This is a genomic window from Aeromonas sp. A600620, from assembly GCF_029479985.1.
GTDB lineage: Bacteria > Pseudomonadota > Gammaproteobacteria > Enterobacterales > Aeromonadaceae > Aeromonas > Aeromonas veronii_A.
In genome coordinates this window covers 1-26,568 of record NZ_JAAKXB010000021.1, presented here as the reverse complement: position 1 = coordinate 26,568, position 26,568 = coordinate 1, and the positions used below count along the sequence as shown (strand labels likewise).

At 59.4% G+C, this 26,568-nt stretch carries 26 protein-coding genes; 13 read left to right on the top strand and 13 right to left on the bottom strand.

Annotated features, from left to right (window positions below; all coding sequences use genetic code 11):
• The first annotated feature begins 4 nt into the window (after positions 1-4).
• The 8 genes from G5533_RS19535 (at position 5) to pdxJ (ending at position 7,479) form a co-directional block, all read left to right on the top strand.
• Positions 5-985, top strand: coding sequence for a MucB/RseB C-terminal domain-containing protein (locus G5533_RS19535; RefSeq protein WP_421255827.1), 981 nt, complete (start codon positions 5-7; stop codon positions 983-985).
• A gap of 93 nt (positions 986-1,078) precedes the next feature.
• The gene (locus G5533_RS19530) at positions 1,079-1,540 is read left to right on the top strand and encodes a SoxR reducing system RseC family protein (protein WP_421255833.1); all 462 of its coding nucleotides are present in this window, start codon (positions 1,079-1,081) and stop codon (positions 1,538-1,540) included.
• A 117-nt stretch (positions 1,541-1,657) separates the two neighbouring features.
• Positions 1,658-3,451, top strand: a complete 1,794-nt coding sequence (gene lepA / locus G5533_RS19525) for a translation elongation factor 4 (protein ID WP_033112792.1) — start codon at positions 1,658-1,660, stop codon at positions 3,449-3,451.
• A 3-nt stretch (positions 3,452-3,454) separates the two neighbouring features.
• A complete protein-coding gene (lepB, locus tag G5533_RS19520; RefSeq protein ID WP_005335395.1) occupies positions 3,455-4,378 on the top strand; it encodes a signal peptidase I in 924 nt (307 codons plus the stop codon).
• On the top strand, positions 4,379-5,050 hold the full coding sequence (gene rnc / locus G5533_RS19515; protein ID WP_005335394.1) for a ribonuclease III: 672 nt from the start codon (positions 4,379-4,381) through the stop codon (positions 5,048-5,050).
• On the top strand, positions 5,047-5,946 hold the full coding sequence (era, locus tag G5533_RS19510) for a GTPase Era (RefSeq protein WP_204384048.1): 900 nt from the start codon (positions 5,047-5,049) through the stop codon (positions 5,944-5,946). Before rnc ends, era begins: the two co-directional genes overlap by 4 nt.
• The gene (recO, locus tag G5533_RS19505; protein ID WP_005335391.1) at positions 5,947-6,657 is read left to right on the top strand and encodes a DNA repair protein RecO; all 711 of its coding nucleotides are present in this window, start codon (positions 5,947-5,949) and stop codon (positions 6,655-6,657) included.
• 84 nt (positions 6,658-6,741) lie between these two features.
• The gene (gene pdxJ, locus G5533_RS19500) at positions 6,742-7,479 is read left to right on the top strand and encodes a pyridoxine 5'-phosphate synthase (protein ID WP_005335389.1); all 738 of its coding nucleotides are present in this window, start codon (positions 6,742-6,744) and stop codon (positions 7,477-7,479) included.
• 96 nt (positions 7,480-7,575) lie between these two features.
• On the opposite strand, the gene G5533_RS19495 is transcribed toward pdxJ, so the two are convergent.
• From G5533_RS19495 to kbaZ, 10 genes are all read right to left on the bottom strand, one after another.
• The gene (locus tag G5533_RS19495; RefSeq protein WP_323928053.1) at positions 7,576-8,820 is read right to left on the bottom strand and encodes a MalY/PatB family protein; all 1,245 of its coding nucleotides are present in this window, start codon (positions 8,818-8,820) and stop codon (positions 7,576-7,578) included.
• Positions 8,807-10,276 (bottom strand): maltose/glucose-specific PTS transporter subunit IIBC, encoded by a 1,470-nt coding sequence (gene malX, locus G5533_RS19490; protein WP_232354435.1) that lies wholly within the window; start codon positions 10,274-10,276, stop codon positions 8,807-8,809. Before malX ends, G5533_RS19495 begins: the two co-directional genes overlap by 14 nt.
• Before the next feature lie 104 nt (positions 10,277-10,380).
• Positions 10,381-11,235, bottom strand: a complete 855-nt coding sequence (locus G5533_RS19485; RefSeq protein WP_421210083.1) for a tagatose bisphosphate family class II aldolase — start codon at positions 11,233-11,235, stop codon at positions 10,381-10,383.
• The gene (nagA, locus tag G5533_RS19480; RefSeq protein ID WP_421255826.1) at positions 11,226-12,425 is read right to left on the bottom strand and encodes an N-acetylglucosamine-6-phosphate deacetylase; all 1,200 of its coding nucleotides are present in this window, start codon (positions 12,423-12,425) and stop codon (positions 11,226-11,228) included. Before nagA ends, G5533_RS19485 begins: the two co-directional genes overlap by 10 nt.
• Positions 12,425-12,865 carry a PTS galactosamine/N-acetylgalactosamine transporter subunit IIA gene (agaF, locus tag G5533_RS19475; RefSeq protein WP_115522006.1) on the bottom strand — a complete coding sequence of 147 codons (441 nt, stop codon included), beginning with the start codon at positions 12,863-12,865 and terminating at the stop codon, positions 12,425-12,427. Before agaF ends, nagA begins: the two co-directional genes overlap by 1 nt.
• Positions 12,866-12,913: 48 nt before the next feature.
• Positions 12,914-13,792 carry a PTS N-acetylgalactosamine transporter subunit IID gene (agaE, locus tag G5533_RS19470; protein WP_005354370.1) on the bottom strand — a complete coding sequence of 293 codons (879 nt, stop codon included), beginning with the start codon at positions 13,790-13,792 and terminating at the stop codon, positions 12,914-12,916.
• On the bottom strand, positions 13,782-14,555 hold the full coding sequence (agaW, locus tag G5533_RS19465) for a PTS N-acetylgalactosamine transporter subunit IIC (protein WP_005354369.1): 774 nt from the start codon (positions 14,553-14,555) through the stop codon (positions 13,782-13,784). The genes agaE and agaW overlap by 11 nt, the downstream gene beginning before the upstream one ends.
• A 15-nt stretch (positions 14,556-14,570) precedes the next feature.
• Positions 14,571-15,044, bottom strand: a complete 474-nt coding sequence (agaV, locus tag G5533_RS19460) for a PTS N-acetylgalactosamine transporter subunit IIB (protein WP_005340902.1) — start codon at positions 15,042-15,044, stop codon at positions 14,571-14,573.
• Positions 15,044-16,213 carry an SIS domain-containing protein gene (locus tag G5533_RS19455; RefSeq protein WP_441255231.1) on the bottom strand — a complete coding sequence of 390 codons (1,170 nt, stop codon included), beginning with the start codon at positions 16,211-16,213 and terminating at the stop codon, positions 15,044-15,046. Before G5533_RS19455 ends, agaV begins: the two co-directional genes overlap by 1 nt.
• Before the next feature lie 12 nt (positions 16,214-16,225).
• Positions 16,226-17,539: a tagatose-bisphosphate aldolase subunit KbaZ gene (gene kbaZ / locus G5533_RS19450; RefSeq protein ID WP_441255230.1), complete on the bottom strand. Its 1,314-nt coding sequence runs from the start codon at positions 17,537-17,539 to the stop codon at positions 16,226-16,228.
• Between the two features lie 274 nt (positions 17,540-17,813).
• Between kbaZ and G5533_RS19445 the strand changes: the two genes are divergently transcribed.
• Positions 17,814-18,674 carry a DeoR family transcriptional regulator gene (locus G5533_RS19445; RefSeq protein WP_136501973.1) on the top strand — a complete coding sequence of 287 codons (861 nt, stop codon included), beginning with the start codon at positions 17,814-17,816 and terminating at the stop codon, positions 18,672-18,674.
• A gap of 47 nt (positions 18,675-18,721) precedes the next feature.
• Positions 18,722-19,477: a 3'(2'),5'-bisphosphate nucleotidase CysQ gene (gene cysQ, locus G5533_RS19440; protein WP_421260601.1), complete on the top strand. Its 756-nt coding sequence runs from the start codon at positions 18,722-18,724 to the stop codon at positions 19,475-19,477.
• 87 nt (positions 19,478-19,564) lie between these two features.
• On the opposite strand, the gene G5533_RS19435 is transcribed toward cysQ, so the two are convergent.
• The 3 genes from G5533_RS19435 to G5533_RS19425 all read right to left on the bottom strand — a co-directional run bounded on the left by G5533_RS19435 (position 19,565) and on the right by G5533_RS19425 (position 22,063).
• A complete protein-coding gene (locus G5533_RS19435; RefSeq protein ID WP_236285758.1) occupies positions 19,565-19,861 on the bottom strand; it encodes a YciI family protein in 297 nt (98 codons plus the stop codon).
• 24 nt (positions 19,862-19,885) lie between these two features.
• Complete coding sequence (locus tag G5533_RS19430; RefSeq protein WP_005354349.1) at positions 19,886-20,449, bottom strand: septation protein A; 564 nt, start codon at positions 20,447-20,449, stop codon at positions 19,886-19,888.
• A 90-nt stretch (positions 20,450-20,539) separates the two neighbouring features.
• The gene (locus G5533_RS19425; RefSeq protein WP_421210072.1) at positions 20,540-22,063 is read right to left on the bottom strand and encodes an aminotransferase class V-fold PLP-dependent enzyme; all 1,524 of its coding nucleotides are present in this window, start codon (positions 22,061-22,063) and stop codon (positions 20,540-20,542) included.
• A gap of 175 nt (positions 22,064-22,238) precedes the next feature.
• Between G5533_RS19425 and trhA the strand changes: the two genes are divergently transcribed.
• From trhA to G5533_RS19410, 3 genes are all read left to right on the top strand, one after another.
• On the top strand, positions 22,239-22,874 hold the full coding sequence (gene trhA / locus G5533_RS19420; RefSeq protein ID WP_005335337.1) for a PAQR family membrane homeostasis protein TrhA: 636 nt from the start codon (positions 22,239-22,241) through the stop codon (positions 22,872-22,874).
• Between the two features lie 127 nt (positions 22,875-23,001).
• Entirely contained in the window at positions 23,002-24,663 is a 1,662-nt protein-coding gene (locus G5533_RS19415; protein WP_441255229.1) for a putative transporter, read from the top strand.
• A 229-nt stretch (positions 24,664-24,892) separates the two neighbouring features.
• Positions 24,893-26,568: retention module-containing protein (locus G5533_RS19410; RefSeq protein WP_441255228.1), on the top strand; the 1,676-nt coding region annotated here is incomplete at its 3' end.

Below are 26,568 nucleotides of genomic sequence, written 5' to 3'. Positions count from 1 at the left end.
CAACGTGCGCCAGTACAGCCGTATTTTACTGGCCTCTCTCCTGCTGATCAGTGCCAAGGCCTCGGCCGACGATAAGTCGGCCGAGGCCTTGTTGCAGCAGATGCAGAGTGCCGTGCAGCAACAGAACTTCGAATTGTCCATGGTCAAGGCCCGTCAGGGACGTCTTGAACCGATCCGCATCAGCCATGCCGTGATCGATGGCAAGGAGGTAGCCCATCTCAGCTATCTCGATGGCAAGGCGATCGAGTATCTCCAGCGTCAGAATGAATACACTTTTTTTGAAAACAGCCATGATCCCTACACCCTGAAGGATGCCCGCTTTCCCGGTATCTGGTCGACCCTGGTGAAGATGCCGTTGGCACAGGTGCTGGAGAGTTATGATCCTGTGCTTGCTGGCCGTAGCCGGGTGGCCGGCGAGGTCGCTCAAGTCGTCAGGTTGGTTCCCAAGGAAGCTGACAAATATGGCTTTGTGCTCTGGATTGACGAACGTAGTCACCTGTTGCTGCGAGTCGACATGGTGGAGCGGGAGGGCAATCTGGTGGAGCAGATGCTGGGGGTGGATCTGCAATTGCAACAAAAACCGTCCCCATGGCTGGTAAAGCTGGCCAACAGCAAGCAGCCCTCGGCGCTGGCGCTGGAGGATGCCTATCCGGCGCCGCAACAGCAGTTGAACTGGCAGATCACCTGGTTGCCCGATGGCTTCAAGGTGCTGTCGCAAGACCGGCACCAGCTGGTGACCACCAGTGTACCGGTGGATTACATGATGCTCTCCGATGGCCTGGTGGATCTCTCGGTCTACGTCTCTCGGGTCGATCCCAAGCAGGCGGTGCGCCAGCAGCTGATCCGCCAGGGGGCGACCTCGCTGGTGAGCTATGTCAACGAGGTAGGGGTCGAGATCACCGTGGTCGGCGAGGTGCCTGCCGAAACCGCCAAGCGCATCGCCGAGTCGGTCCAGCCGCTGGCCCGCAACGAAGCGCTGCAGTAACGGGGGATGCGGGGTTCTTCCCCGCTTGCCGAGCGTGGCGAGTCGTGGTCAGATCCCCTGATTGTGTGAACCCGAGGTGTTGCCGTGAATGAGATGAGTGAAGAGCTGGCGACCGTGGTGGCCATTGAGGGTGACCATGCCTGGGTGGAGTGCGAGCGTCGCTCCGCCTGCAGTGGTTGTCAGCAGCAATCCAACTGCGGTACCGGCACTGTGGCCAAGGCGTTTCCCCTGAAAGCCCCCCGCTTGCGAGTCAGGCTGACCGCCGAGGTGCGGGTTGGCCAGCAAGTGAGGCTCGGTATCCCGCAGGAGAGTCTGCTGCGCGGGGCTGCGCTGGTCTATGTGCTGCCGCTGTTCTGCCTGCTGGCGAGTGCTCTGCTGGGGCAACTCTGGTTGGCACCGCTGCTCTCTGGGGGGGAGGGGATTACCATTCTGGCCTCTCTGCTGGGTGGCGCTGGCGGCTTTTTACTGGTTCGTTACTTTTCCGGCCGGCTCGATGAGGGGCGTTATGGCCCCCGCATGCTCGGCGTTGTGGTTCCCGTCCGTACCCTCTCCTGACCGAACAGGCGCTATTTCACTGGCGTTGGCGACTAAAGAATGGCCGTCAGCCGGGTTATCCAGTAAAATCGCGCCTCCATAACCGACCTTAAACCAATTTTGAGTGACTCTTGCTCGATGAAACACATTCGTAACTTTTCGATTATTGCGCACATCGACCACGGTAAATCGACCCTGTCGGACCGTCTGATCCAGACTTGCGGTGGCTTGTCCGACCGCGAGATGCAGGCTCAGGTGCTTGACTCCATGGATCTGGAGCGCGAGCGCGGCATTACCATCAAGGCGCAGAGTGTGACCCTGAACTACCAGGCACAAGACGGTAACACCTACCAGCTGAACTTTATCGACACCCCGGGCCACGTGGATTTCTCCTACGAGGTCTCCCGCTCTTTGGCGGCCTGTGAAGGGGCGCTGCTGGTGGTAGATGCCGGCCAGGGGGTTGAGGCACAGACTCTGGCCAACTGCTACACCGCCATGGAGATGGATCTGGAAGTGGTGCCGGTACTGAACAAGATTGACCTGCCGGCTGCAGAGCCGGAGCGGGTTGCCGAGGAGATCGAAGACATCGTCGGTATCGACGCGGTCGATGCGGTGCGCTGCTCCGCCAAGACCGGCCTTGGTGTCGATCTGGTTCTGGAAGAGATCGTGGCCAAGATCCCGGCGCCGGAAGGTGATCCGGACGCGCCGCTGCAGGCGCTGATCATCGACTCCTGGTTCGACTCCTATCTGGGCGTTGTCTCTCTGGTGCGGATCAAGAACGGTTCCCTGAAGAAGAACGACAAGATCAAGGTGATGAGCACCGGTCAGGTGTGGGGTGTCGATCGTATCGGTATCTTCACGCCCAAGCAGGTGGACACCGATGGGCTGGGTTGCGGCGAGGTAGGTTGGGTTGTCTGCGGTATCAAGGACATCCACGGTGCGCCGGTGGGCGATACCCTGACTCAGGCCAAGAACGGTGCCGACAAGGCGCTGGCCGGTTTCAAGAAGGTTAAGCCGCAGGTTTATGCGGGTCTGTTCCCCATCTCCAGCGATGACTACGAGTCGTTCCGTGACGCCCTCGACAAGCTCTCCCTGAACGATGCCTCCCTGTTCTTCGAACCGGAGAGCTCCACTGCGCTGGGCTTCGGCTTCCGTTGTGGCTTCCTCGGCATGCTGCACATGGAGATCATTCAGGAGCGTCTGGAGCGTGAATACGATCTGGATCTGATCACCACGGCGCCGACCGTAGTGTACGAGATCGAGCTGACCGACGGCTCCACCATCCATATCGACAGCCCGGCCCAGATGCCCGCCATCACCAGCATCAAGGAGATGCGCGAGCCGATCGCCGAGTGTCATATCCTGCTGCCGCAGGAGTACATGGGCAACGTCATCACCCTCTGTATCGAGAAGCGTGGCGTGCAGACCAACATGGTCTACCACGGCAAGCAGGTGGCGCTGACCTATGAAATCCCGATGGCGGAAGTGGTGCTCGACTTCTTCGATCGTCTGAAATCCACCAGTCGCGGTTACGCCTCGCTGGATTACGGCTTCAAGCGTTTCGAAACCTCCGACATGGTCCGTCTGGACATCATGATCAACGGTGAGCGCGTCGATGCCCTGGCCATCATCACCCACAAGGACAACGCCCAGTATCGCGGTCGTCAGGTGGTGGAGAAGATGCGCGAGCTGATCCCGCGCCAGATGTTCGATATCGCCATTCAGGCGGCCATCGGCAACCAGATCATCGCACGCAGCACCGTCAAGGCACTGCGTAAAGACGTAACCGCCAAGTGTTACGGTGGTGACGTGAGTCGTAAGAAGAAACTGCTGAACAAGCAGAAAGAAGGTAAGAAGCGGATGAAGTCTCTCGGCCGTGTCGACGTGCCGCAGGAAGCCTTCCTCGCGATTCTCCACGTCGGAAAGGATTAATAGATGGCAAGCACGTTTTCCCTGATCCTGGTGGTGGTCTGCGCGATCACCGGTGTTATCTGGTGTCTGGACAAGATGATTTGGTCCAAGCAGCGCGCCGCCAAGATTGCTGTGGCTCGTGCCCATGGCGGTGCCCACCTGGATGAGAAGACCCTGGCCAAGGTCGCCCCCGTGCCGGTCTGGATTGAGCAGACCGCCGGGGTGTTCCCGGTCATCACCTTTGTGCTGATCCTGCGTTCGTTCATTTTTGAACCGTTCCAGATCCCGTCAGGTTCCATGATGCCCACCCTGCTGGTGGGCGACTTCATCCTGGTGGAAAAATTTGCCTATGGTCTGCGGGACCCGGTGACCAACACCAAGTTCCTCGAGACTGGCGAGCCCAAGCGTGGCGACGTGGTGGTGTTCAAGTATCCCCTTGAACCGCGCGTTGACTACATCAAGCGGGTGGTCGGCATGCCGGGTGATCGGGTCATCTATCGCAACAAGGAGCTGATGATCCGGCCCAAGTGCGAAGAGCAGGAAGGGAAAACGTGCCCGGGCTTCAAGAAGCTCGACGTCAAGTTTGAACAAAGAGGCGAATTTACCCAGATGGGGATCCCCCTTGATCGCTATACCGAGCAGTTGGGCGATGTCTCCCACGAGACCCTGCGCAATCCGCTGATGCCCGACATGGTTGGCCGTTACTATCGCCAGCCCGGCACCTACCCCGACGAATGGGTGGTACCGGAAGGGCAATATTTCGTGATGGGCGACAACCGCGACAACAGCACCGACAGCCGCTTCTGGGGCTTTGTGCCCGAGCAGAATCTGGTCGGCAAGGCGGTCGCTATCTGGATAAGTTTTGAATTCGAGCGCGAAGAAGGCTCCCTGCTGCCAAGTTGGGTACCGACAGGTGTGCGCTTCAACCGCATTGGCGGAATCAAGTAAATGAATATCAAGATGAACAGACTGCAGTCCCGTCTCGGGCATGTCTTTGCGGATCTGGAACTGCTGACCCGGGCGCTGACTCACCGCAGCGCCGGCTCTCGTCACAATGAACGACTGGAATTTCTGGGTGACTCGATTTTGAGTCTGGTGATTGCCGACGATCTGTTCCACCGCTTCCCGCAAGCGGCGGAAGGGGATCTCAGTCGGATGCGCGCCACCCTGGTGCGCGAGAAGACCCTGGCCGAACTGGGCCGGGAGTTTGACCTCGGGGATCACCTGATCCTCGGTCCCGGCGAACTCAAGAGCGGCGGTTTTCGCCGCGAATCCATTCTGGCCGACACGGTCGAGGCGGTGATCGGTGCCGTCTATCTGGATACCAATCTTGAGACGGTGCGGACACTGCTGCTGAGCTGGTATGCCAGCCGCCTGGAAGAGATCAAGCCGGGCATCGAGCAGAAAGATCCCAAGACCCGTCTGCAAGAAATTTTGCAGGGAAGCCGCAAATCCCTGCCGACCTACACTGTGACCAACGTCAAGGGCGAGGCCCACAACCAGGAGTTCACTGTCCAGTGTGACGTGGAAGGTCTGGATGGTCCCCTCGTCGGGGTCGGCACCAGCCGTCGCAAGGCCGAACAGGCCGCGGCGCAGCAAGCATTGGAAAAACTGTCATGACAGATACTACCTATTGCGGCTTTGTTGCCATCGTGGGCCGCCCCAACGTGGGTAAGTCCACCCTGCTCAACAAGCTGCTTGGCCAGAAGGTCAGCATCACCTCGAAGAAGCCCCAGACCACCCGTCACCGGATTTTGGGGATCGACACCGAGGATAACTACCAGACCATCTATGTCGACACCCCGGGTCTGCACATTGAAGAGAAACGGGCCATCAACCGTCTGATGAACCGTGCCGCCACCAGTTCGCTGGGTGATGTGGCCATGGTGGTGTTCATGGTCGACGGTACCCACTGGACCAAAGACGACGAGATGGTGCTGGGCAAGCTGCGCAATCTCAAGTGCCCAGTGGTGCTGGCGGTCAACAAGATCGACAACGTCAAAGAGAAAGAAGAGCTGCTGCCCCACCTCGAGTGGCTGGGCCAACAGATGAACTTCGCCCATATTCTGCCCATCAGTGCCGAAAAGGGCACAAACGTGGAGAAGATCCGCGAGTGGGCCAAGGATCTGCTGCCGGAAAACGTCCATTTCTTCCCGGAAGATTACGTGACTGACCGCTCCTCCCGCTTTATGGCCTCCGAAATCATCCGCGAGAAGCTGATGCGCTTCACCGGTGAGGAGTTGCCCTACTCGGTGACGGTGGAGATCGAGCGCTTCAAGGTGGAAGAGAACGGCCTCTATCACATCCACGGCCTGATATTGGTCGAGCGTGATGGCCAGAAGAAGATGGTCATCGGCAACAAGGGTGAGAAGATCAAGACCATCGGCACCGAGGCGCGCCTCGACATGGAACGTCTGTTCCAGAACAAGGTGCACCTCGAGCTGTGGGTCAAGGTCAAGTCGGGCTGGGCTGATGATGAGCGCGCCCTGCGCAGCCTCGGGTATGGCGACGACTGATTGCTGACCCCGGCTTTCGTCATCCATAGTCGGCCCTATCGGGAGACCAGCCAGCTAGTCGAGGTCTTCACCCAGGATAGTGGCCGATTTACTCTGGTGGCCCGCGGTTCTCGCGGGCCACGCTCCCCTCTCAAGGGGTTGTTGCAACCCTTTACCCTGCTCACCATCGCCTGGCGCGGCAAGGGGGATCTCAAGAACCTCACCCAGGTCGAATGCCCGGATCACTCCCTGCGTCTCGGCGGCGATCGCCTCTTCTACGGCCTCTATCTCAACGAGCTGGTTTACTACCTGCTGGAAGCGCACACCCCGTTCCCCGAAGTATTCGATGCCTATGCCCGTGCCATCATGGCGCTGGCTGATGGCGAGACGCCGGAGCTGCCGCTGCGTCGCTTTGAGTTCCTGCTGTTGCAGGCGCTCGGCTATGCGGTGGATTTTGAATACACGGCGGACGACGAGTCGCCCATCGAGCCGACTCTGCTCTATGGCTTCGAGCGTGAATTGGGCTTTGTTGCTTGCGAGCGGGCGCCGGATCCCCGTACCCTGTTTCTCGGTGCCCACCTGCTCGCCTTTGCCGAGGGACGTTTCGATACCCCTCCCTTGCTGCAGGCGGCCAAACGTTTCAGCCGATTGGCACTGCAACCCTATCTGGGCAAGCGTCAGCTAAAGAGTCGGGAGCTGTTTTTAAAACGCAAGGCTAGTATGCAAGGCTGACACAGATTACAGACATACGGATATTGGCGCGGTGTGATTCGCTGACCGCGCAGTCAACAGATGAAGCCTTTCAAGGAGTTCTCAATGAGTGAAATCTATCTGGGTGTGAACATCGACCATATCGCCACCCTGCGCAACGCCCGTGGCACCCAGTATCCGGATCCGGTACAGGCCGCCTTCGTGGCCGAACAGGCCGGGGCCGATGGCATAACCGTGCATCTGCGAGAAGATCGCCGCCACATCACCGACCGCGATGTGGAGATCCTGCGCCAGACCATCCAGACCAGAATGAATTTGGAGATGGCGGTGACCGAAGAGATGATCGGCATCGCCTGCCGCATCAAGCCTCACTTCGTCTGTCTGGTGCCGGAGAAGCGCACCGAGGTGACCACCGAGGGCGGTCTGGATGTGGCCGGTCAGCTGGACAAGGTGACTGATGCCGTTGCCCGTCTCTCCGCCGTGGGGGCTCAGGTATCCCTCTTTATCGATGCCGACCCAATCCAGATCGATGCGGCCGCCGAGAGTGGCGCCCCCTTTATCGAGATCCACACCGGCCGTTACGCCGATGCAACTACCGATGCCGAGCGCAACGCCGAGTTCAAGCGCATCGCCGCCGGTGCCTCCTATGCCGCTGGCAAGGGGCTCAAGGTCAATGCCGGCCACGGTCTGCACTACCACAACGTCAAGGCCATCGCCGCCATCCCCGAGCTCTATGAGCTCAACATCGGCCACGCCATCATCGGCCGCGCCGCCTTCGACGGCCTGGCCAAGGCCGTGAGCGACATGCGCCTGCTGATGCAGGAAGCTCGTCAGGGGATCTGATGCTTCGGGCACTGGCAACGCACAGTGGCCATATGAAACAAAAGGGACTCCATGGCGTCCCTTTTGTTGTTTCTGCCGATGGGAATATCGCAGTCGTCAGACCTGCTGCTGCGCCCATCTTCCCAGACGTTGCAGCGCCTCGCCGAGCAGCTGGCGGGAGGTGCCTATGTTGATCCGCACATACTCTTCGCCATCGCTGACGTAGTGGGAGCCATCTTCGATGATGACCCCCGCTTCGACTGCCCACCTGCGGGTCACCTCGCTTGCGCTCATTCCGCTCCCTTTGGTATTGACCCAGACCAGATAGGAGGCATCCATCGGCATGACTTGGAAGTCGGGCAGATTCTCCCTGAAGTAGCGCGCCAGCAGGGCGTAGTTCTCTCTCAGATAGAGATTCAATTCGGCCAGCCATGCATCGCACTCGTTATAGGCGGTGATAATTCCCCAGAGCCCGAACACATTGGGAGAGGTGATGGAGTTCTGCTCAAGGCGCGCTCTGAAGCGGTTTCTTATCTGCGGATTTGGAATGATGCTGTAGGAGGTTTTCAATCCGCCCAGATTGAATGCCTTGTTGGGCGAGCTCATCAGCATCATGTTGTTGCAGTAACGCTCCTCCAGTGCCAGAAAGGAGACGAACTCGCCATGGATGATGTGCTCTGCATGCACTTCATCGACCATCATCAACACCTGATGGCGCAGGCAGATGTCGGCAACGGCTTCCAGCTCGGCCTGACTCCAGATCCTGCCCGACGGGTTATGGGGCGAGCAGAGAAAATAGATTTTGGGCTTGTGGCTAATGATCTGCTCCTCCAGCTTCGCCAGATCGATCCGGTATCGTCCTTTGTTCAGGGCTAACGGGTTGGCGACAACCTTGACCCCCTGCCTTTCGGCCGCCTTGGCAAAGGGATCATAGACAGGGGTGTTCATGATGATGCTGTCACCCGGCTGGCAGAATGCCTGCACCGTGTAGTGCAGGGTGGAGACGGTACCATAGGAGAGGGTGATCCACTCCCGTTCCACCGCGACCTTGTGGTGGCGGGCCTGGAAGTTGATGACCGCCTCGTAGAAATCATCGATGCAGTGGGTGTAGCTGAAGGTGCCCCAGCTGATGATTTCGCTGAACTTGCGAGCCACAGCCGGCGGCGATTTGAAATCCATATCGGCAATCCACATGGGAATGCTGTCGGCGGGAACGGGGCCAAAGCGGCTCTCGATCACTTTCATATCCCACTTGCGGCATTTGTCGCTGATGCGATCTGCCAGCTCGTCGAAACGGGAGGATTGCAAGTCGGCAGAGGGGGTTGGGAGGCGCAGGGCCTCCCGATCTTTACAGGAGAGCATCGAGATTATCCTTCACGGTTTGAACCTGAGCGCCAATGATGACCTGCACGCTGTGCTCGTCGATCTTGACGACGGAGAGGGCGCCAGCCTGTTTCAGGATCTTCTCCTGCAGCTTGCCCATATCGTGTACCACCAGTCTCAGCCGTGTGACGCAGTTGTCCAGGCTGACGATATTCTCCTTGCCACCGAGGGCACTCAGGATCACGGCCGGGTCGTGTTTCGCAATCTGGATATCATCGACCTCATCCCTGCCGGGGGTCTTGATGTCATATTTCTTGATGTACCAGTAGAAGACGGTGAAATAGATGGCAGACCAGATAAGGCCAATGGGAATTATCAGATACCACTTGGTTTGCCAGCCCTGCATGATGCCGAAAATAAGCAGGTCGAGTGCACTGCCATCGGTATTGCCGATGGTGACGCCACACATGGCCACCACAAAGAGCGCGGCGCCGGTCATAAAGACATGGAACAGATAGAGTACCGGCGCGACAAACAGGAACAGGAATTCGATGGGCTCGGAAATACCGGTCACGATAGAGACCAGTACCCCGGAGATAATCAGGCTCTTGATTCTGGTTCGATTGCCGGGCGTGGCTGCCATATACATGGCCAACGCTGCAGCAGGCAGACCGAATATAAAGGTCGGCATAAACCCTTGCGACAGGAAGGCGGTTGCTGCCGGGCTGATAGGTTCACCCGCTTTCAACTGGGCGAAGAAGATATTGAGCGCGCCGGAAATGGTTTCGCCATTGACCAGCTCGGTACCGCCTGCCGGGGTAAAGCGCACCATGGCCAGCATGATGTGGTGCAGACCGAGCGGTTTGAGCAGGTTGATGGCCACTCCGTAGAGGAAGGCACCAAAAGAGCCGGCAGAGATGATCATGTTGCCGACCGCAGTAATACCGAGCGCCACATAGTGCCAGAAGAGCGGCATGGCGAGACCTATCAGCGACATGACCAGCACGGTGATGATGGGCACGGAGCGCAGGCCGCTGAAGAACGAGAAGGCGTCGTGCAGTTTGAGGTTATAAAAACGGCGATGGATGAAGTAGGTTACGATCCCCGACACTATGCCACCCAGCACACCCATGGAGAGGGTCTGAACCCCCATCACCATGGCTTGCCCCGCCAGTTTGATATTTTCCGGCGAAGCCAGTTGGCTGGTACTGGCGAGATAGAAGTTGATCCCGATATTCATCGCCATATAGCCGACGAAACCGGAATAGGCCGCGACACCCTTGTTCTTTTCGGTCAATCCCATCGGAATACCGATGGCAAACATGATGGGCAGATAGGTGAAGCCGAAGCTGCCTACGGTTGCCACCAGATTGAAGACGAGCTGGGTATATTCTCCACCAAGAAAAGGAAAATTATCTATGGTGGAGGGGCTGGTAATGGATGACCCCACCCCCAGCAGTAGTCCCATGAATGCCATCAAAGAGACGGGAAACATGAATGTTTTCCCCAAACTCTGGGCAAATTCCCATACCTTATTTCGCAAGGATGCGCGAGCCATCATTATTATCTCCCAGACCTGTTACCGTAATTTTATTGTTATCAAATCTTGTTATTACTCATGCACATACGGATTTTCGCCTCGACAACTTCCTCCATGGCGGCCATGGCGGGTACCAGATACTGGCGCGGGTCGCTGGCATCCGGATGAGAGCCAAGGAAGGCTTTCATTGCATCGGCGAAGGCTATCTTCAGTTCGGTCGCAACGTTGACCTTGCAAATTCCGAGTTCGATGCAGCGGCGCACATCGGCCTCCGGTACGCCGGAGGCGCCGTGCAGCACCAGCGGAATATCTACCTGCTCGCGAATGGCGGCGAGGCGTGCAAAGTCCAGACGGGGCTCCTCCTTGTAGAGGCCGTGTGCGGTACCGATGGCCACGGCCAGCGAGTCGATACCGGTACGGCGGACAAACTCGGCAGCCTTCAGCGGATCGGTAAATTTGGCATTTGCGGCATCGACAATGAGGTCATCTTCCTGACCACCCAGCTGGCCCAGTTCCGCTTCAACGCTGGCGCCCATGCGATGGCAGAAAGTGACCACACTGCGTACTTTCTCGATGTTCTCTTCAAACGGAAAGTGCGAGGCATCGATCATGGCCGAGCGAATGCCCGCTTCGACCTTGTTGTGGATGTCCTGCTCGTCTTCGTGGTGATCCAGATGCAGCACCAGCGGGATGCGGTACTCATGAGCAGCTGCCTGACAGATGGAGACCAGATATTCGACCCCGGCATGGCGATAGGTGCCCGGGGTGCCAGCCAAGATCACCGGAGAGCGCATGCGAGCGGCGGTGCGAGCCACCACCTGCACGGTTTCCAGGTTGTGGATGTTGAAAGCCGGTACGGCGTAGCCACGGCGCTGGGCATCTTTGAGCATTTCATGGGAAGAGATCAGATACATAGTGACTCCTGAGCGTCCTGATTGACGCGAGATCCTGAGAAAAGGGAGGAAAGGTTGGTCGGATTTATCTCCCGGCCAGCCACCCAGATGTGTTGTTGATTGAGTTCAGTGGTGAGGGCGAGCAGATTGGCCTGTTTGCCAACTGCCAGTGAACCGAGGCGATCGGCAATGCCGAGCATCTTTGCGGGTGCCAGCGAGGCCATTGTGATGGCCTCATCGAGCGGCACATCCGCCAGCTGCACCATGTTGCGTACGGCGCCAAGCAGGGTGAGAGTGCTGCCCGCCAGACCGCCGGTTTCGGTGCGTACCACGCCGTTCTTCATCTCGACCCGATAGTTGCCAAGCAGATAGTGACCGTCGGGCATACCGGCGGCGCGCATCGCATCGGTGATCAAGAGCAGGCGCTGGCCGGCGCAGCAGTGACAGAGCTTGAGCACGCTCGGGTGGAGATGATTGCCATCGGCGATCAGCTCCAGCCAAGCTGCGGGATGGACAAGACCTGCACCGACCATGCCGGGTTCGCGGTGGTGCAGGCCGCGCATGCCATTGAAGCAGTGCACCAGCCCGGAGGCGCCCGCTGCCAGCGCCGCCATGGTGGTATTGTGATCCGCCGCCGAGTGGCCCAGCATTACCCGCACGCCGTTTGCGGCAAGATGGTGAATGGACGCGATGGCGTTGGGCTTTTCCGGTGCCAGCGCGACCACCTTCAGGGTGCCGCGCGCCAGCTGTTGCAGGTGGTTCAGCTCGGCAATATCCAGCTCCCGAAACAGCGCCTGATCGTGGGCGCCCTTGTTGTCCGGTGTGAAGTAGGGCCCTTCCAGATAGCAGCCGAGCAGCTCTGCGCCCGGCATGCCACGGGCAACGCCATCGGCAATGCGGGCAAGAGCTTGCTCTATCTCGGGGAGTGGGGCGGTGACCGTGGTGGCAAGAAAAGCGCCGACCCCTTCTGTCGCCTTGGCCATCGACAAGGTTGCCAAGGCATTGTCCTCGCTATCCATGACATCGACACCGGCACCGCCGTGGACATGACCGTCGATCAGCGCTGGCACCAGCAGCTCGACATCCCGCGCCGGATCGCCATCAGTGATGGGGTCGATAGCGGTGATGATGCCCCCTTCATGGGTCAGCTCCTGATGTTCCAGCCAACCCTGTTCGGTCAGCAGGCGACGGGCACGGATCCGTGAGGCCATCAGATGCCCTCCTCGGCGAGAGCGACATCTGTCTGACGCTCTTTACTCATCTCATCTGCCAGCGAGGTGAGCCCCCGGTGGCCGCAATCAAGGGCCTGCCTGCGGAATTCACGGGCGCTGAGGCCATCGCGCTCCAGCGCCATCTCCAGCAGCAGTTGCAGGTTGGTACCGGTAATAACCTCCCGCTCTGGCTGGTGCAGTGAGAGGGTTGAGGCGACCCGAAACGGGGTGCCGCCGAGCAGATCGGTCAGGAAGACCACGCCATCCCCCTTGTCGACCTCTGCCAGCGCCGCTTCGCACTGTGCCTGCAGCAGGGCGGTGGTGGAGCTCTCGGGAAAGTCGATGGCGATAACCGCTTCCTGTTCGCCGAGGATCTGCAGCATGGCGCGCTCCAGACCGCTGGCGAAACCGCCATGACCACAAATGATGATGCCCAACATAGTCTGTTCCTTTACTGCAAAGGGGGCCGGCTTACTGCCGGCTCCGGATTAGAGGAAACCGGCGAACTTGCCGACGATACCGAGTACCACCGTGATGACGATGAGGCGCAGCGGGCTCCAGCCTTTGCGGATCAGGGCGTACATCGCTAGGGTGTAGAGCAGCGGCAGGAAGGCGGGCATCAGCTTGTCGAGCACATCAGCCTGCAGTTTGACGACTGCATCACCAGCAGTAATTTCCAGCGTGGTGCCAAGGCGCACATAGGTGGCGACCAGCGCGCCGATCACCGTCATACCGACGATGGAGGCGGCATGGCCCACCTTGCGGGTATTGGCCTTAATGACCGGAATGGCCGCTACCCCCATGCGGTAGGCGTAGTGCGCCAGACCAAAACGCAGGCCGAAGTGGACCACGTTGAACAGCAGGAAGAAGACCACGGCACCCATGATGGAGCCTTGCAGTGCCAGATCTGCCCCTATGCCACCACAGATGGGGAGCAGGGTGAGCCAGAACATGGCATCGCCAATCCCGCCAAGCGGTGCGCCGACTGCGATCTTGGTGCTCTGAATGCTGTTGACGTTCTGCTTGGAGCGCTCCATCGCCAGCACGATCCCCATCACGAAGGTGACCAGGAAGGGGTGAGTGTTGAAGAAGCCCATGTGCCCTTTCATGGCCCGAGAGAGATCCCGCGGATTGGTGTGGATCTTCTGCAGTGCCGGCAGCAATCCATAGAGCCAGCCGGAGGCCTGCATCCGTTCATAGTTGAAGGAGGCCTGCAGCAGCAGGGAGCGCCAGGCAAAGCGGTTGATATCCTGCTTGGTCAGCTCGGCGCCAAGCTGCTGATCTTCATAGGTGTCGTCGGATTGTGGCCGGGTATTGTGCGGTTCGGCGCTGGAGATGATCCGCGCAGCTGTGTTGTTAGATGCCATCTTCGGTTTCCTCCTGAACAGGACGAGCTTGCGGGGTGGTGGTGCGCATGAAGTCGATCAGGGCCATGGCCAGCGCGGCGGCGGCGATGGCCAGTACCGGCAACTGGAGCCAGGCGGCAGCGACGAAACCGAGGATGAAGTAGGGGATATAGACGTTCTTCATCATGATCTTGAGCAGCACGGCAAAACCGATGGCGGGCATGATGCCGCCAGCAACGCCGAGGCCGTCGATGAGTCGGGCGGGCAGCACGTCGATGGCCGCCTTGGCATGTTCGGCCCCGAAGTAGGTAGGCAGGAAGGCACAGAGGAAGTAGAAGGTGCCCAGAGCCAGCAGCGCTAGGTAGTTGACCCGCTCGATACCGCGCACGTCAGCCGCTTCGGCCATGCGATCGCAGCGGGACATGACCCCCGACATCACCGAGAAGAGGAAGGTGATCCCCATCTGCACGGCCACGGCGAAGGGAACGGCAACCCCGACCGCCACATCCGGCTTGACCCCGGTGGTGATGGCGAAGGTGGCGCCGACTATGGTGCCAATAATGACGTTGGGCGGTTGCGCCCCCGCCAGCGGTGCCAGCCCCATCCAGACCAGCTCCAGAGTACCGCCCACCAGAATACCTGTGGGCAGGTCGCCGAGGATGAGGCCAACCAGCGGCCCCAGCACCACGGGACGGTGGAAGTGGGTCAGACCGTTGAACAGGTCGAGTCCGGCGAAGAACGCCAGGATGCCAAGCAGCAGACCTTGTAACAAACTGATTTCCATCACAATTGTCCTTAATCAGAGCAAATTGAAAATGTCCTGTGCCGGTTCGGTCGGCACGCCCTGGACATAGCACTCGACATGGGCGTCCCGTAGGGCGCGAAATGCGGTGATGTCCTGTTCGTCCACGGATACGGTCTTGTGGATTTGACGCTTGCCGTCGGCGTAATGCATGTTGCCGACGTTGATCCGGGAGATGGGGACACCTCCCTGAACCAGGGTGTTGAAATCGGTCGGGTTTTTGCAGACCAGCAGGATCTTCTGGCGATCCGCCGCCTTGTGGATGTTGTCGATCACCTTCTGGAGCGGCCAGAACCGCACCGCAATACCTTCGGCCAGAACCATCTCCATCAGGTTCTGCTGGATGGGGTCCTCTGCCACTTCGTCGTTGGCGACCAGCACCAGATTGGCACCGGCAAAGCCGACCCACTGGACACCGACCTGACCGTGGATCAGGCGCTCATCGATCCGGCTCAATACGATATTGGGCATCACAGCACTCCTTCTTGGTGGAACGGGTAGATATTGACCCCCTGTACGACCCGGTTGACCTGACCGGTGGGACAGGGATTGTCCGGGCTGATCCCCAGTCCCAGCGAGGTATGGAAGGCGTAGTACTGGGCATATAGCAGGTAGCAGAAGGCGAGCTGGGCATCGTCGCCATGCAGGGTGTGGGGCAGGTAGATGTGCTCCCCCTCCTCGATGACGGGATGGGGCTGGTCGGCGATGGCGACCACCCGGGCGGCCTTGCCATCGCTTCGCAGCTCGCGTAGCAGATCCAGATCGTATTGCCGGGTGTAAGGGTCGTTGGAGATGAGCAGCACGATGAGCGTCTGCTCGTTGACGACCGATTTCGGGCCGTGGCGAAAACCGGTGGGGGAGTCGAACATGGCGACCAGACGGCCGGCAGTCAGCTCCAGCAACTTGAGTGCCGCCTCCTGCGCCACCCCTTGCAGACTGCCGCTGCCAAGATAGATGACCCGCTCGGGCAACGTCTCGTTCCAGGCCGGTACGCGCTGCACAACCTGCTCCAGAATGGCGTCGCTGGTGGTGACCAGTTGCTCGCAACGCTGGCGGTTGAACCGCTCCGGCAGAAAGAGAGCCAGACAGCTCAGCATCATGCTGGTCAGGCTGCTGGTCATGGCGAAGCTGCGATCATTGGTCTGGGGCGGCATCAGCAGGGCCAGAGAGTGGGCATCTTGCTGGCAGCGGCGATAGAGCGCCCCTTCACCGTTGCAGGTCAGCACTAGATGGTGGCAGTGGCTGAGCAGCTGGCTGGCCAGTTCGACCGCCGCCACGCTCTCGGGGCTGTTGCCGGAGCGGGCAAAGGAGATAAGCAGGGTTGGGCAATCTTCGGCCAGATACTCGGCCGGATCGGTGACGATATCTGTGGTGGCGATCGCCTCGACCCGGGCATGCAGGTGGGCCGAGAGATAGGGGGCGAGCGCCCGACCGGCAAAGGCGGAGGTGCCAGCCCCGGTCAGGATGATGCGCAGCTCTTGCCGGGCGAGCAGGGGGGCCAGAAAACGGGTCAATGCTGGACGGCACTCCTCGACCATTGTGAGGGTCTCGCGCCAGGTGGCGGGTTGTTGGCGAATTTCACGGGCAGTCGCCAGGCCATTGGCACTGCGCAACATCTCTTCTGGATAACCAAGGATCATGTCTGCAACTCCTTATACAACGGGGTCGAGCTGGGAATGGCGGCGAGAGGCCGCAGTGCAGGCGCTGGCGTAGTGCCGCAGCACCTCCTGCACCTGATCGAGAATGAGGTCATGGGGATTGGCCGAGAGCGTGCCCTGACGCACCTTGCGATACTGCAGGGGCAGATGCTGGCTCAGCAGTGGCAAGGGGATGGGCTCCGCCGCCAGATTGGCCAGCAATCTGGCGTAGCACTCATCGACCCGGCTATCGGGCCAGTAGTAGCGAATGCGATCCGAATAGCTGTAGCCACGGGCCAGCCGGCACTCGTTGGCACTGCCCTGATAGTGGCTGCGCCAGAAGTCGGGGCGCTCCAGCATGGTCTCTTCCATCACCTTGCGCAGACCTGAACAGGCCTTGGCCACCACCAGCTCCTCCTCGATGGCGGCAAGGGCAAACAGCGCTTCGCGCAGGGCGAAGGTGAGGGCAGGGCCGACCTTGAGAATGGCAAAGTGGTCGCGTACCAGCTGGCGGTAGGCCTCAGGAGTCTGGTAATCGGTGGAGTGAGCCTCGAACACCATGTGGGGATAGGCTTCGATCATCCGGCTAAGAGGGGCTGCTTTTTCGGGCCGGTAATCGATGACGCGGGTATGGTCAAACTCGACGCCGGGTTGCACCACCAGACCGATCACCCTCGGCCAGATATGGGCCAGCCCCGCCTTGTTGAAAGCCTCTTGATGGGCCTCGAGGGTATGGCGCGCCGCCTCCGGCGTGGTGACCGCCAACTCGGCAAGATCTTCATGGGCACCGCCCGGCACCGGCACCTCGGTGCCAATCACATAGACCAGATCGCTCTCGCCAAAAGTGGCCAGACAGGTTTGCTCGGCGATCTGCGCCAGCCGTGCGGCTCGCTCTGCGACCAGCTCATCGGTCAGGGGAACGGGATCGCCCTGACAGGACATGCTGCAGTCGAGGTGGATCTTCTTGAACCCGGCAGCGACATAGCTGGCGATGAGATCCCTGGCATGGGCCATGGCTTGCTCGGCCGGTTCCCCCTGCCAGCGGTTGGGGCCCAGATGGTCGCCCCCCAGAATGAGGCGCTGCGCCGGAAAGTGACACTGTGCCGCCAGCTCGTAGAGGCGATCGCGAAAGTCGGCGGGGGTCATGCCGGTATAGCCGCCAAACTGATCCACCTGATTGGATGTGGCCTCGACCAGCAGCAGCTCATCCCCTTCGGCGGCCAGCCGCAGCGCGGCCTCCAGCACCAGAGGGTGAGCGGAGCAGACGGCGTAGATCCCGGTCTGTTCTCCCTGTTTGTGTCTTTCGACTAGTGCCAGCATGGATTTCATTTTGATGTCCCTTGGTTGCTGCGTATGGAAAGGTTCTTTCGATTTCTTTTCTTTACGGTAGTGGTGAGCAAAAGAAAACGAAACAAAAGAGTCATCAGATCTTGAAAGGGATCACAAAAAGAAAGACATCGAAAGTATTTAAATGATGAAAAAAGATGGGGAGAGTAGTGGTAAAGCGTAATGAAGGCTTGATTTGGCACCTTTGCTGAGCGTTAATATGCAAACGTAACGAAGTGAAAGCGATCTTTCACTACAGCATTCCGGCAGAAGAACTATGCAAACAAGCGAAAAAGGTGCGCTCGGAACCAGCGAGCGGCGGGAGCGGATTATTCAGCAGCTGCGCAGCAATGGCAGCGTTCAGGTCAACGAGCTGGCGAGTCACTATCAGGTCTCTACCGTGACCATCCGCAACGATCTGGCCTTTCTGGAGAAGCAGGGGGTGGCCGTGCGCGCTTATGGCGGCGCCCTGCTGTGCGAGCCTGGCCAGACGGTGCCGGAGCGCACTATTGCCGACAAGAGTGTGCTCAATACCCCGGTGAAACAGCGGATAGGTGCGCTGGCGGCGACCCTGGTGCCCTCCGGTTGTCGCCTTATCCTCGATTCGGGGACGACAACACTGGAGGTGGCGCGTCATCTGAAGGGACATCAGGAGATCCTGGTGATGACCAACGGTATGAATGTGGCGAATGAACTGCTCGAAGCAGAGGGGGTGGAGCTGCTGATGACGGGCGGACATCTGCGCCGCAAGTCGCTCTCCTTCTACGGTGCGCAAGCGGAGCAGTCCCTGCAAAACTACCACTTTGACATGCTGTTTCTCGGGGTGGATGGCATCGATCTGGAGCGCGGCGTCAGCACCCATCATGAGGACGAGGCGCGCCTTAACCGCTGCATGTGTCAGGTGGCCGAGCGGATTGTGGTGGTCACCGACTCCACCAAGTTTGGCCGGCGCAGTCTGCACAAGATCATCGATACCTTGCGTATTCACACCCTGATCACCGACGATGCCGTGCCTGCCGATATCCTTTCCGGCCTGCGCAATGCCGGTATCGAAGTGCTGTTGGTACCAGCCGATGGCAGCAAGGGGCAGGAGAAGCAGGGGCAATATAATCCAGTGCAATCAGCTATAAGCGGTTGATGACAAACGCGATAGACTGGGTTTCTCACTCACTGATCGAGCCTGTTATGTACCACCCCGATATCACCGAACTTGAACCTGTCGCTCGCGCGGCGGGAGCGGCCATCATGGCTATCTACAGCCAGCCCTTCGCGGTGGAGTACAAGAGCGACGAGAGTCCGCTGACCGCGGCCGACAAGGGTGCTCATGAGGTGATCGTTCAGGGGTTGGCGCGGCTGACTCCGGATATTCCCGTATTGTCGGAGGAGTCAGGGCCCGAGGTGATGGCTGCACGCCACGGCTGGTCCCGCTACTGGCTGGTGGATCCCCTCGACGGCACCAAGGAGTTTGTCTCCCGCAACGGCGAGTTCACCGTCAATATCGCGCTGATTGAAGGGGGGGCGCCGCGCTGGGGGCTGGTCTATGCCCCTGTGCTGGACAAGCTCTGGTATGGCGGAAAGGGTCTCGGTGCCTGGCGCATCGCCGATGGCAAGCGCGAGCCTATCCAGACCCGGCCTCATCGTGAAGGCGAGGCGTGGCGAGTGGTGGGCAGTCGCAACCACCTGTCGCAGGAAACCCTCGATTTCTTGGCTCCTTTTGGCGAGATCGAGCTGGTTTCCATGGGCAGTTCGCTGAAGTTCTGCATCATTGCCGAGGGGGGCGCCGAGCTCTATCCGCGCCTCGCACCTACCTGCGAGTGGGATACCGGCGCTGCACAGGCGGTGCTGGAGGGGGCGGGTGGCAGCGTCACCCAGCTCGATGGCTCACCCCTTGCCTACAACAAGCCCGATATCCTCAATCCCTGGTTTGTCGCCAGAGCGTGACCTTGTTGGTGCGCTGAGCATCGCGCAATAAAAAGAGGCCGGAGCGGGTTGTACATCCGTTCCGGCCTCTTTGTATTTGACGCAGTTTTAAAAGACTTTCTTGAACGGCTTGATGGTCACTTTGGCATAGACGCCAGCTACAACATAGGGATCGGCATCGGCCCAGTCTTTGGCGTCAGCCAGCGAGGCAAACTCGGCGATGACGGTGCTGCCGGTAAAGCCTGCATCGGCCGGATCCTCTGCATCGATAGCCGGGTTGGGGCCGGCGGTCAGCAGGCGCCCTTCATCCTGCAGGGCTTGCAGGCGAGCCAGATGGGCAGGGCGAACTTGCTTGCGCAGTGGCAGGCTATCGGGGACATCTTCGGAGTAGATGAGATACCACATGAGACAATCCTTTTCTGATGAGGGTTACTTTTTGGGTTCGTCTTTTTGCTGGGACAACTGCTCGGCAGGGATATGGCGATAGAGATAGACGCCGCTCAGCAGGGTAAAGACCAGCGTCATCCCCAGCAGGCCGAATACCTTGAAGTTGACCCACATCTCTTGCGGCAGGTTGAACGCCACGTAGAGGTTGAGCAGGCCACAGACGGTAAAGAAGCCGACCCAGCCGAGATTGACCTTGTCCCAGACTGCATCGGGGGCTTGCAGCTCCTTGGCCAACATCTGTTTGATCAGATTCTTGCCAAAGCCGTAGCGGCTGATGAGCAGGCCCAGTGCGAACAGCACGTTGATGACGGTCACTTTCCACTTGATAAAGGTGTCATCGTGGAAGAAGACAGTGAGGCCGCCGAAGAAGCCAACCAGCAGGAAGGTGAATAGCTGCATCTTCTCGACTTTGCGATAGCGGATCCAGCTATAGGCGAGCTGCAGACCGGTGACCACCACCAGTGCGCCGGTGGCCATATAGATGTCGTAGAACTTGTAGACCGCAAAGAAAACGATAAGTGGAATAAATTCAATAAATTGCTTCATTGTTGGCGCCTAGTCCTCAAAGATGGCCTGCAAATTTCGCCCAGTCTACCTGTACAGCAGACAACGGCAAATGAATAAGACCGCTCATTTTTACGCCGGTTCCGCGCTGTCGCCAAACAGTTGGCGAGCAATGGATATCCCCAGTCGCTGCTGATCGGCCAGCAGGTCGCGGATATGGCGCTCTTCGATAAGCGGGTTGAGCAGCACGGCGCGCAGCAGGGTGAGCGGTTGGGCACCGTAGCGTACCACCGCCCGCTGGGTACGGGAGACAAAGCTGTGCCCTTCGGCGCGCTGGGCTTTTTGCAGCGCCACGTTGAAGGCATTGATCTGTTCGTTGGCCGTCTCGTCCAGCAGCTTGCCCTGTAGATGGGGCGGGATGCAGCGGTAGGAGAGCAGGTTCATCACCGGAGCAGACATCAACTCGAAGGCCGGATTGCTGGTGATAAGCTCGGCCATCAGTCTGGCTCGGTCGTAGTTGGCCTCGAGCAGGTCGGCATAGCCCTGCTGGCCGAACAGCTGGAAGGCGGCATCCAGATAGAGGGCGTTGGCCGGGCGGGTGCCCTCCAGGGTAAAGCGACCCTGATCGAACGAGGTGGCACGGATGGCGTAAGGGGCCTCCCGCTTGACCGCCATCATCAGGTCTGGCTGGCGGCAAAGCAGCATGCCGGTACCGAGCGGCACCAGCAGTTGTTTGTGGCCATCCAGGGTGACGGTATCGGCTCGCTCGATCCCGGCCAGCAGGGTTTGATAGCGGGGGGAGAAGAGGGTCGGGCCACCCCAGGCAGCATCCACGTGGAAGTGGATCTGCTCGCGTTCGGCGATGGCCGCCAGCTCCGGCAGGGGATCGATGGAGCCAAAGTCTGTGCTGCCCGCCACGCCGACCAGCGCCAGTACTTTCAATTTTTGCTCTTTGCTCTGGATCAGCGCCTGCTCCAGCGCGGCCAGACTGAGCCGGTTCTGTTCGTCGGTCTCGAGGCGCCAGACGCTGCGGGCGCCCAGTCCCAACAGATCCATCCCCTTGTCGAAGGAGTAGTGCATCAGCCGGGAGCCCAGAATGACGGCGCCGCGATAGCCCTGCTCATAGAGGGCGAACAGGTTGTCGCCGCAGGCACGGTTGCGGGCTAGCCACAGCGCCGTGACGTTGGCGATGGTGCCGCCGCTGGTCATGACGCCGAGGGCGGCATCCTTGGCATGCATCTGCTCGCCGTAGAAAGCATCGTCCCTGCCATAGATGAGGCGGTGCAGCTTGGCCAGCACCTCCCGCTCCAGAAAGCTGAGCAGTCGGGAGGACTCCATCTTCATCGGATTCTGGTTGAGCATCACCAGCAGGCGCGACAGCTCGGCAGTGAAGGCCGGCAATGGTGCTGTCATATGACCCATGTAGCGTGGCGAGGTGAGATGGGATGCGCCGGGTACCAGGGTGGCCAGCCGCGCCAGATACTCATCGATGGAGAGACCGACCGCAGGCATTCGGGATTGAGCGAGCTGGTGGGTGAACTGGTCGCGCTGGTAGATAGCCTGACTGTCGTCGGAGTGGTGGAAGCTCTCCAGCAAGGTGTTCATCGCCTCGCCAAAGGCGGGATCCGCTTGTGTAAACAGCTCAGTCAACGTCATCAGGTTCTCCAGACCAGGTCACCGGTGTTGGTGTCTATGCCGCTTCTGTCGGGCATCGGCGGCAGAGCATACACCAAAGGGGGGCGGGTGACAGCCACTCCATTTTTTAAGCGAACACTTGTACTCCGAAATGGCGCTGGGTAGAGTGAGCCACAGTTATTGTGGAGTCGATGTTATGAGTGGTGTGATGGATTACTCCCCCCGGGAGGAGCTGGCAAACCGGCTGAGTCACGGTGCGGGATTGTTGCTGGGGATTGTCGGGCTGGTGCTGTTGCTCATCAAGGGATGGGGACAGGGTACGCAGGCGCTGGTGAGTTACAGCCTTTATGGTGGCAGTCTGGTGCTGCTCTATCTCGCCTCGACCCTTTACCACAGCATGGCGGAAGGGCGGGCCAGACGCTGGTGCAAGGTGTTTGATCACTGTGCCATCTATCTGCTGATCGCTGGTACTTATACCCCCTTTCTGCTGGTGGCGCTCGATACGCCGTTGGCGAAGGGGTTGATGGTGGTGATCTGGGCCCTGGCGCTGGCTGGCGTGGTGTTCAAGCTGGTGTTTATCAACCGCTTCAAGAAGTTGTCGCTCTTTACCTACCTGATGTTGGGCTGGCTGTCGCTGGTGGTCATCTACCAGCTCTATATCCATCTGGCCGGTGAGGGGCTGCTGCTGCTCGGGCTTGGCGGCCTTATCTACAGCCTCGGGGTCATCTTCTATGTGGCCAAGCAGATCCCCTATAACCACGCCATCTGGCATCTCTTTGTGCTGGGTGGCAGCGTTTGTCACTTTATGGCCATTTACGGCTACGTCGCCTAACGTCTTGCAACTAGCCCTTAATTGGTATTTTTAGCGCGTAAAAGGATAAATTCGTGCGGTATCACACAGTTGGCATCAGCGTTTGCTGACAAGCTAGGGCCAGTTCAATTCGCAAAGGATGCACGAAATGAGTGAAATCGCGCTTTCCATCAGCATGTTGTCGCTGGTGGCAGTGCTGGGACTCTGGCTGGGAAACTGGCGAGTCTATGGCGTTGGGTTAGGAATAGGGGGGGTGCTGTTCGGCGGCATCATTGTGGGTCACTTTGCAGGTGCCTCCGATCTCGCGCTGGATGCACAAACGCTTCACTTTATTCAAGAATTTGGCCTGATCCTGTTTGTCTATACCATCGGCATCCAGGTCGGGCCGGGTTTCTTCTCGTCATTGCGCAGTTCGGGTCTCAAACTCAACGCCTTTGCCGCCTTGCTGGTCATCCTTGGCTGCGTGGTGGCCGCTGGCTTGCATCAATTTTTCGATGTGCCGTTGCCGGTCATTCTGGGGGTCTTCTCCGGTGCCGTCACCAATACGCCATCCCTCGGTGCGGGCCAGCAGATCCTGGCCGAGCTGGGCGCCGCGCCCGGTTCTACCGGCCTGATGGGGATGGGGTATGCGGTTGCCTATCCGTTTGGTATCTGTGGCATTTTGCTCACCATGTGGCTGGTCAGGGTCTTCTTTCGCATCAAGATCGACGATGAAGCCGCCCAGTTCGAGCTACAAACCGGTAAAACCAAGGAGAGCTTGCAGACCATCAACATCGCGGTGCGCAATCCCAACATGCACGGCCTGATGCTGAGCGAGATCCCGAGTCTCGACGAGTCTGATGTCATCTGTTCACGGCTCAAACGGGGCGACGAGCTGATGGTGCCACGGCCGGAATCCCGTATCGAACTGGGTGACTTGCTGCACCTGGTGGGTGAGCGTCACGCGCTGCACAAGGTGTTGTTGGTGTTGGGGGAGGAGGTGGAGACCTCGCTCTCGACTCGGGGCACAGATCTGCGCGTCGAGCGAGTAGTGGTGACCAACGAGCAGGTTCTTGGCAAGAAGATCCGCGATCTGGATATCAAACAACGCTATGACGTGGTGATCTCCCGTCTCAACCGTGCCGGTATCGAACTGGTGCCGACCAGTCAGACCAGCCTGCAGTTTGGCGATATTCTCAACCTGGTGGGGCGCCTCGATGCCATCGAAGCTGTCACCAATGTGGTCGGCAACGTACAGCAAAAACTGCAGCAGGTGCAGATGTTGCCGGTATTTATCGGGATCGGTCTCGGCGTATTGCTCGGCTCCATCCCCTTCTACCTGCCCGGATTCCCGGCCGCTCTCAAATTGGGTCTGGCGGGGGGGCCGCTGGTGGTGGCGCTGATCCTGTCGCGGATCGGCAGCATCGGCAAGCTCTACTGGTTCATGCCCCCCAGCGCCAACCTCGCGCTGAGAGAAATTGGCATAGTGCTGTTTCTGGCGGTGGTCGGCTTCAAGTCAGGGGCCGGCTTTGTTGATACCCTGATCAACGGTGATGGCCCCTCCTGGATGCTATATGGGGCAGCGATTACCCTGATCCCCTTGCTGGTGGTCGGGGTGCTGGCGCGTCTCTATGGCAAGATGAACTATCTCACCCTCTGTGGCTTGCTGGCTGGCTCCATGACGGATCCTCCCGCATTGGCCTTTGCCAACGCCATGCACCCGACCAGTGGTGCCAGTGCGCTCTCCTATGCCACTGTCTACCCGCTGGTGATGTTCTTGCGGATCATCTCGCCGCAACTGCTGGCCATCATCCTCTGGGCCGGTGCATAGGGTTAATTCTGACAGGAGCATGGCTTGTCATGCTCCTGTCATTATAATGTAATGTATTGATAATTTTAGTTTTTACTTTTCGGTAATCCCCTCATCACCCTTCTGTCTGGCTGAACGGTCCAGCCTCAAATCAGTCTATTCTTTCGAATTTTCGAACTGGTTATTTGCTCTCTCTCTGTGCAGAGTAGGCTGTGGCTTTTTGCATGCAAATCAGGATTCAGGAGAGAACATGATTACCAATTCCGTTACTCTGGAACAGGGCGTAACCGTCACCCAGCTCAAAGGTCAAGTTTATCAGGTGGCTGCAGATGGTAGCCGCAAGTTGCTGGTGGAAGGGGATGTGCTGCCGAAAGGGGCGGTGATCATGTCGCCGGATGGCGCCAGTTTCATGGGCGGCGGACAGTCTTTCAATGTGCAACCTGCCAGCGAGCAGAGTGAGCCTGCCGAAGAGGAAGATGCTCCCCAGCTGGCGCAAAACAGTGCCGCAGGCACACCCGATGATATCAGTGCCCTGCAAGAAGCCATTTTGGGTGGCGCTGACCCGACCCAGGCCTTTGAAGCCTCTGCAGCAGGCGGTGCACCTGCTGCCGGTGGTGGCGGGGTTGGTGGTGTCGCCGGAGCCAGTGGCAACGGCGGTTTTGTCACCATCGACCGTACCGGCTCCGCAACCATTGCCGAAGCGACCTTCGATACCACCTACAACACCAATGGCGAGCCACCGCTGGATGCTGCAGGAGAAGATGAGGTATTTGACCTTACGCCTCCAACCATCTCCGTGGTAGCGCCAGACAATACCAATGACACCACTCCGACCCTGACCGGAACCACGGATGCGCCTGCTGGCAGCACGGTGACCCTGGTGGTGACCGATGCCAACGGCAATCAGCAGACCCTGACCACTATTGTCACACCTAATGGCACCTTCACCGTGGATGTCGCCACACCGCTGGCCGAAGGGGGCTATCAGGTGACGGCTTCCGTGACCGATCCGGCCGGCAACACCGGCACCGCGACCGATGATGGCAGTGTGGATGTAACCGCTCCGGTGATTACTGTTGATGCACCTGACAATACCAATGACACCACCCCGACCATTACGGGCACTACGGATGCACCTGCTGGCAGCACGGTCACTCTGGTCGTGACCGATGCCAATGGCACTCAACAAACGTTGACCGCCATCGTGCAACCGGGTGGTGGTTACAGCGTAGATGTCACTACTCCGCTGGCGGAAGGCAGCTATAAGGTGACGGCCAGCATCACCGATCCGTCTGGCAACACAGGTACCGCTACCGACGATGGCAGTGTTGATAGCAAGGCCCCTGACCTGGCCATCACCCTGGATGCCGACATCACCGCCGACGACGTCATCAACGCCGCTGAAGCGGGTCAGCAGATCCCGGTCAGCGGCACCGTGACGGGCGAGTTCAAGGTAGGGGACACCGTCACCCTGACCGTCAACAACACCGAATACACCGGCAAGGTGGCTGCCGATGGCCGCTTCATCATCCTGGTGGCGGGCAGCGATCTGGCGGCCGATGGCGACCGCACCATCGATGCCAGTGTGACCAGCACCGACGTGGCGGGCAACAGCGCCACCGCGACCGACAGCGAAGGTTATGAAGTGGATACTGACCTGCCGAGCATCGACCTGGCGGCGATTGGCGATGGCAACCTGTCGGTGGCGGAAGCCAAGGCGGTCGAGCTCAAGGGCACGACCAGCAACGTGGAAGATGGTCAGAAGGTCACCCTGACCGTGACCGACGTGAACGGCAAGTCAGTGACCTTCACCGCGACCGTGACCGGCGGCAAGTTCAGCACCACCGTAGACCTGGGGGCCAGCGGCCTGGCGGATGGCAAGTTCACCGTCAAGGCGGACGTGACCGACCAGGCGGGCAACCCGGC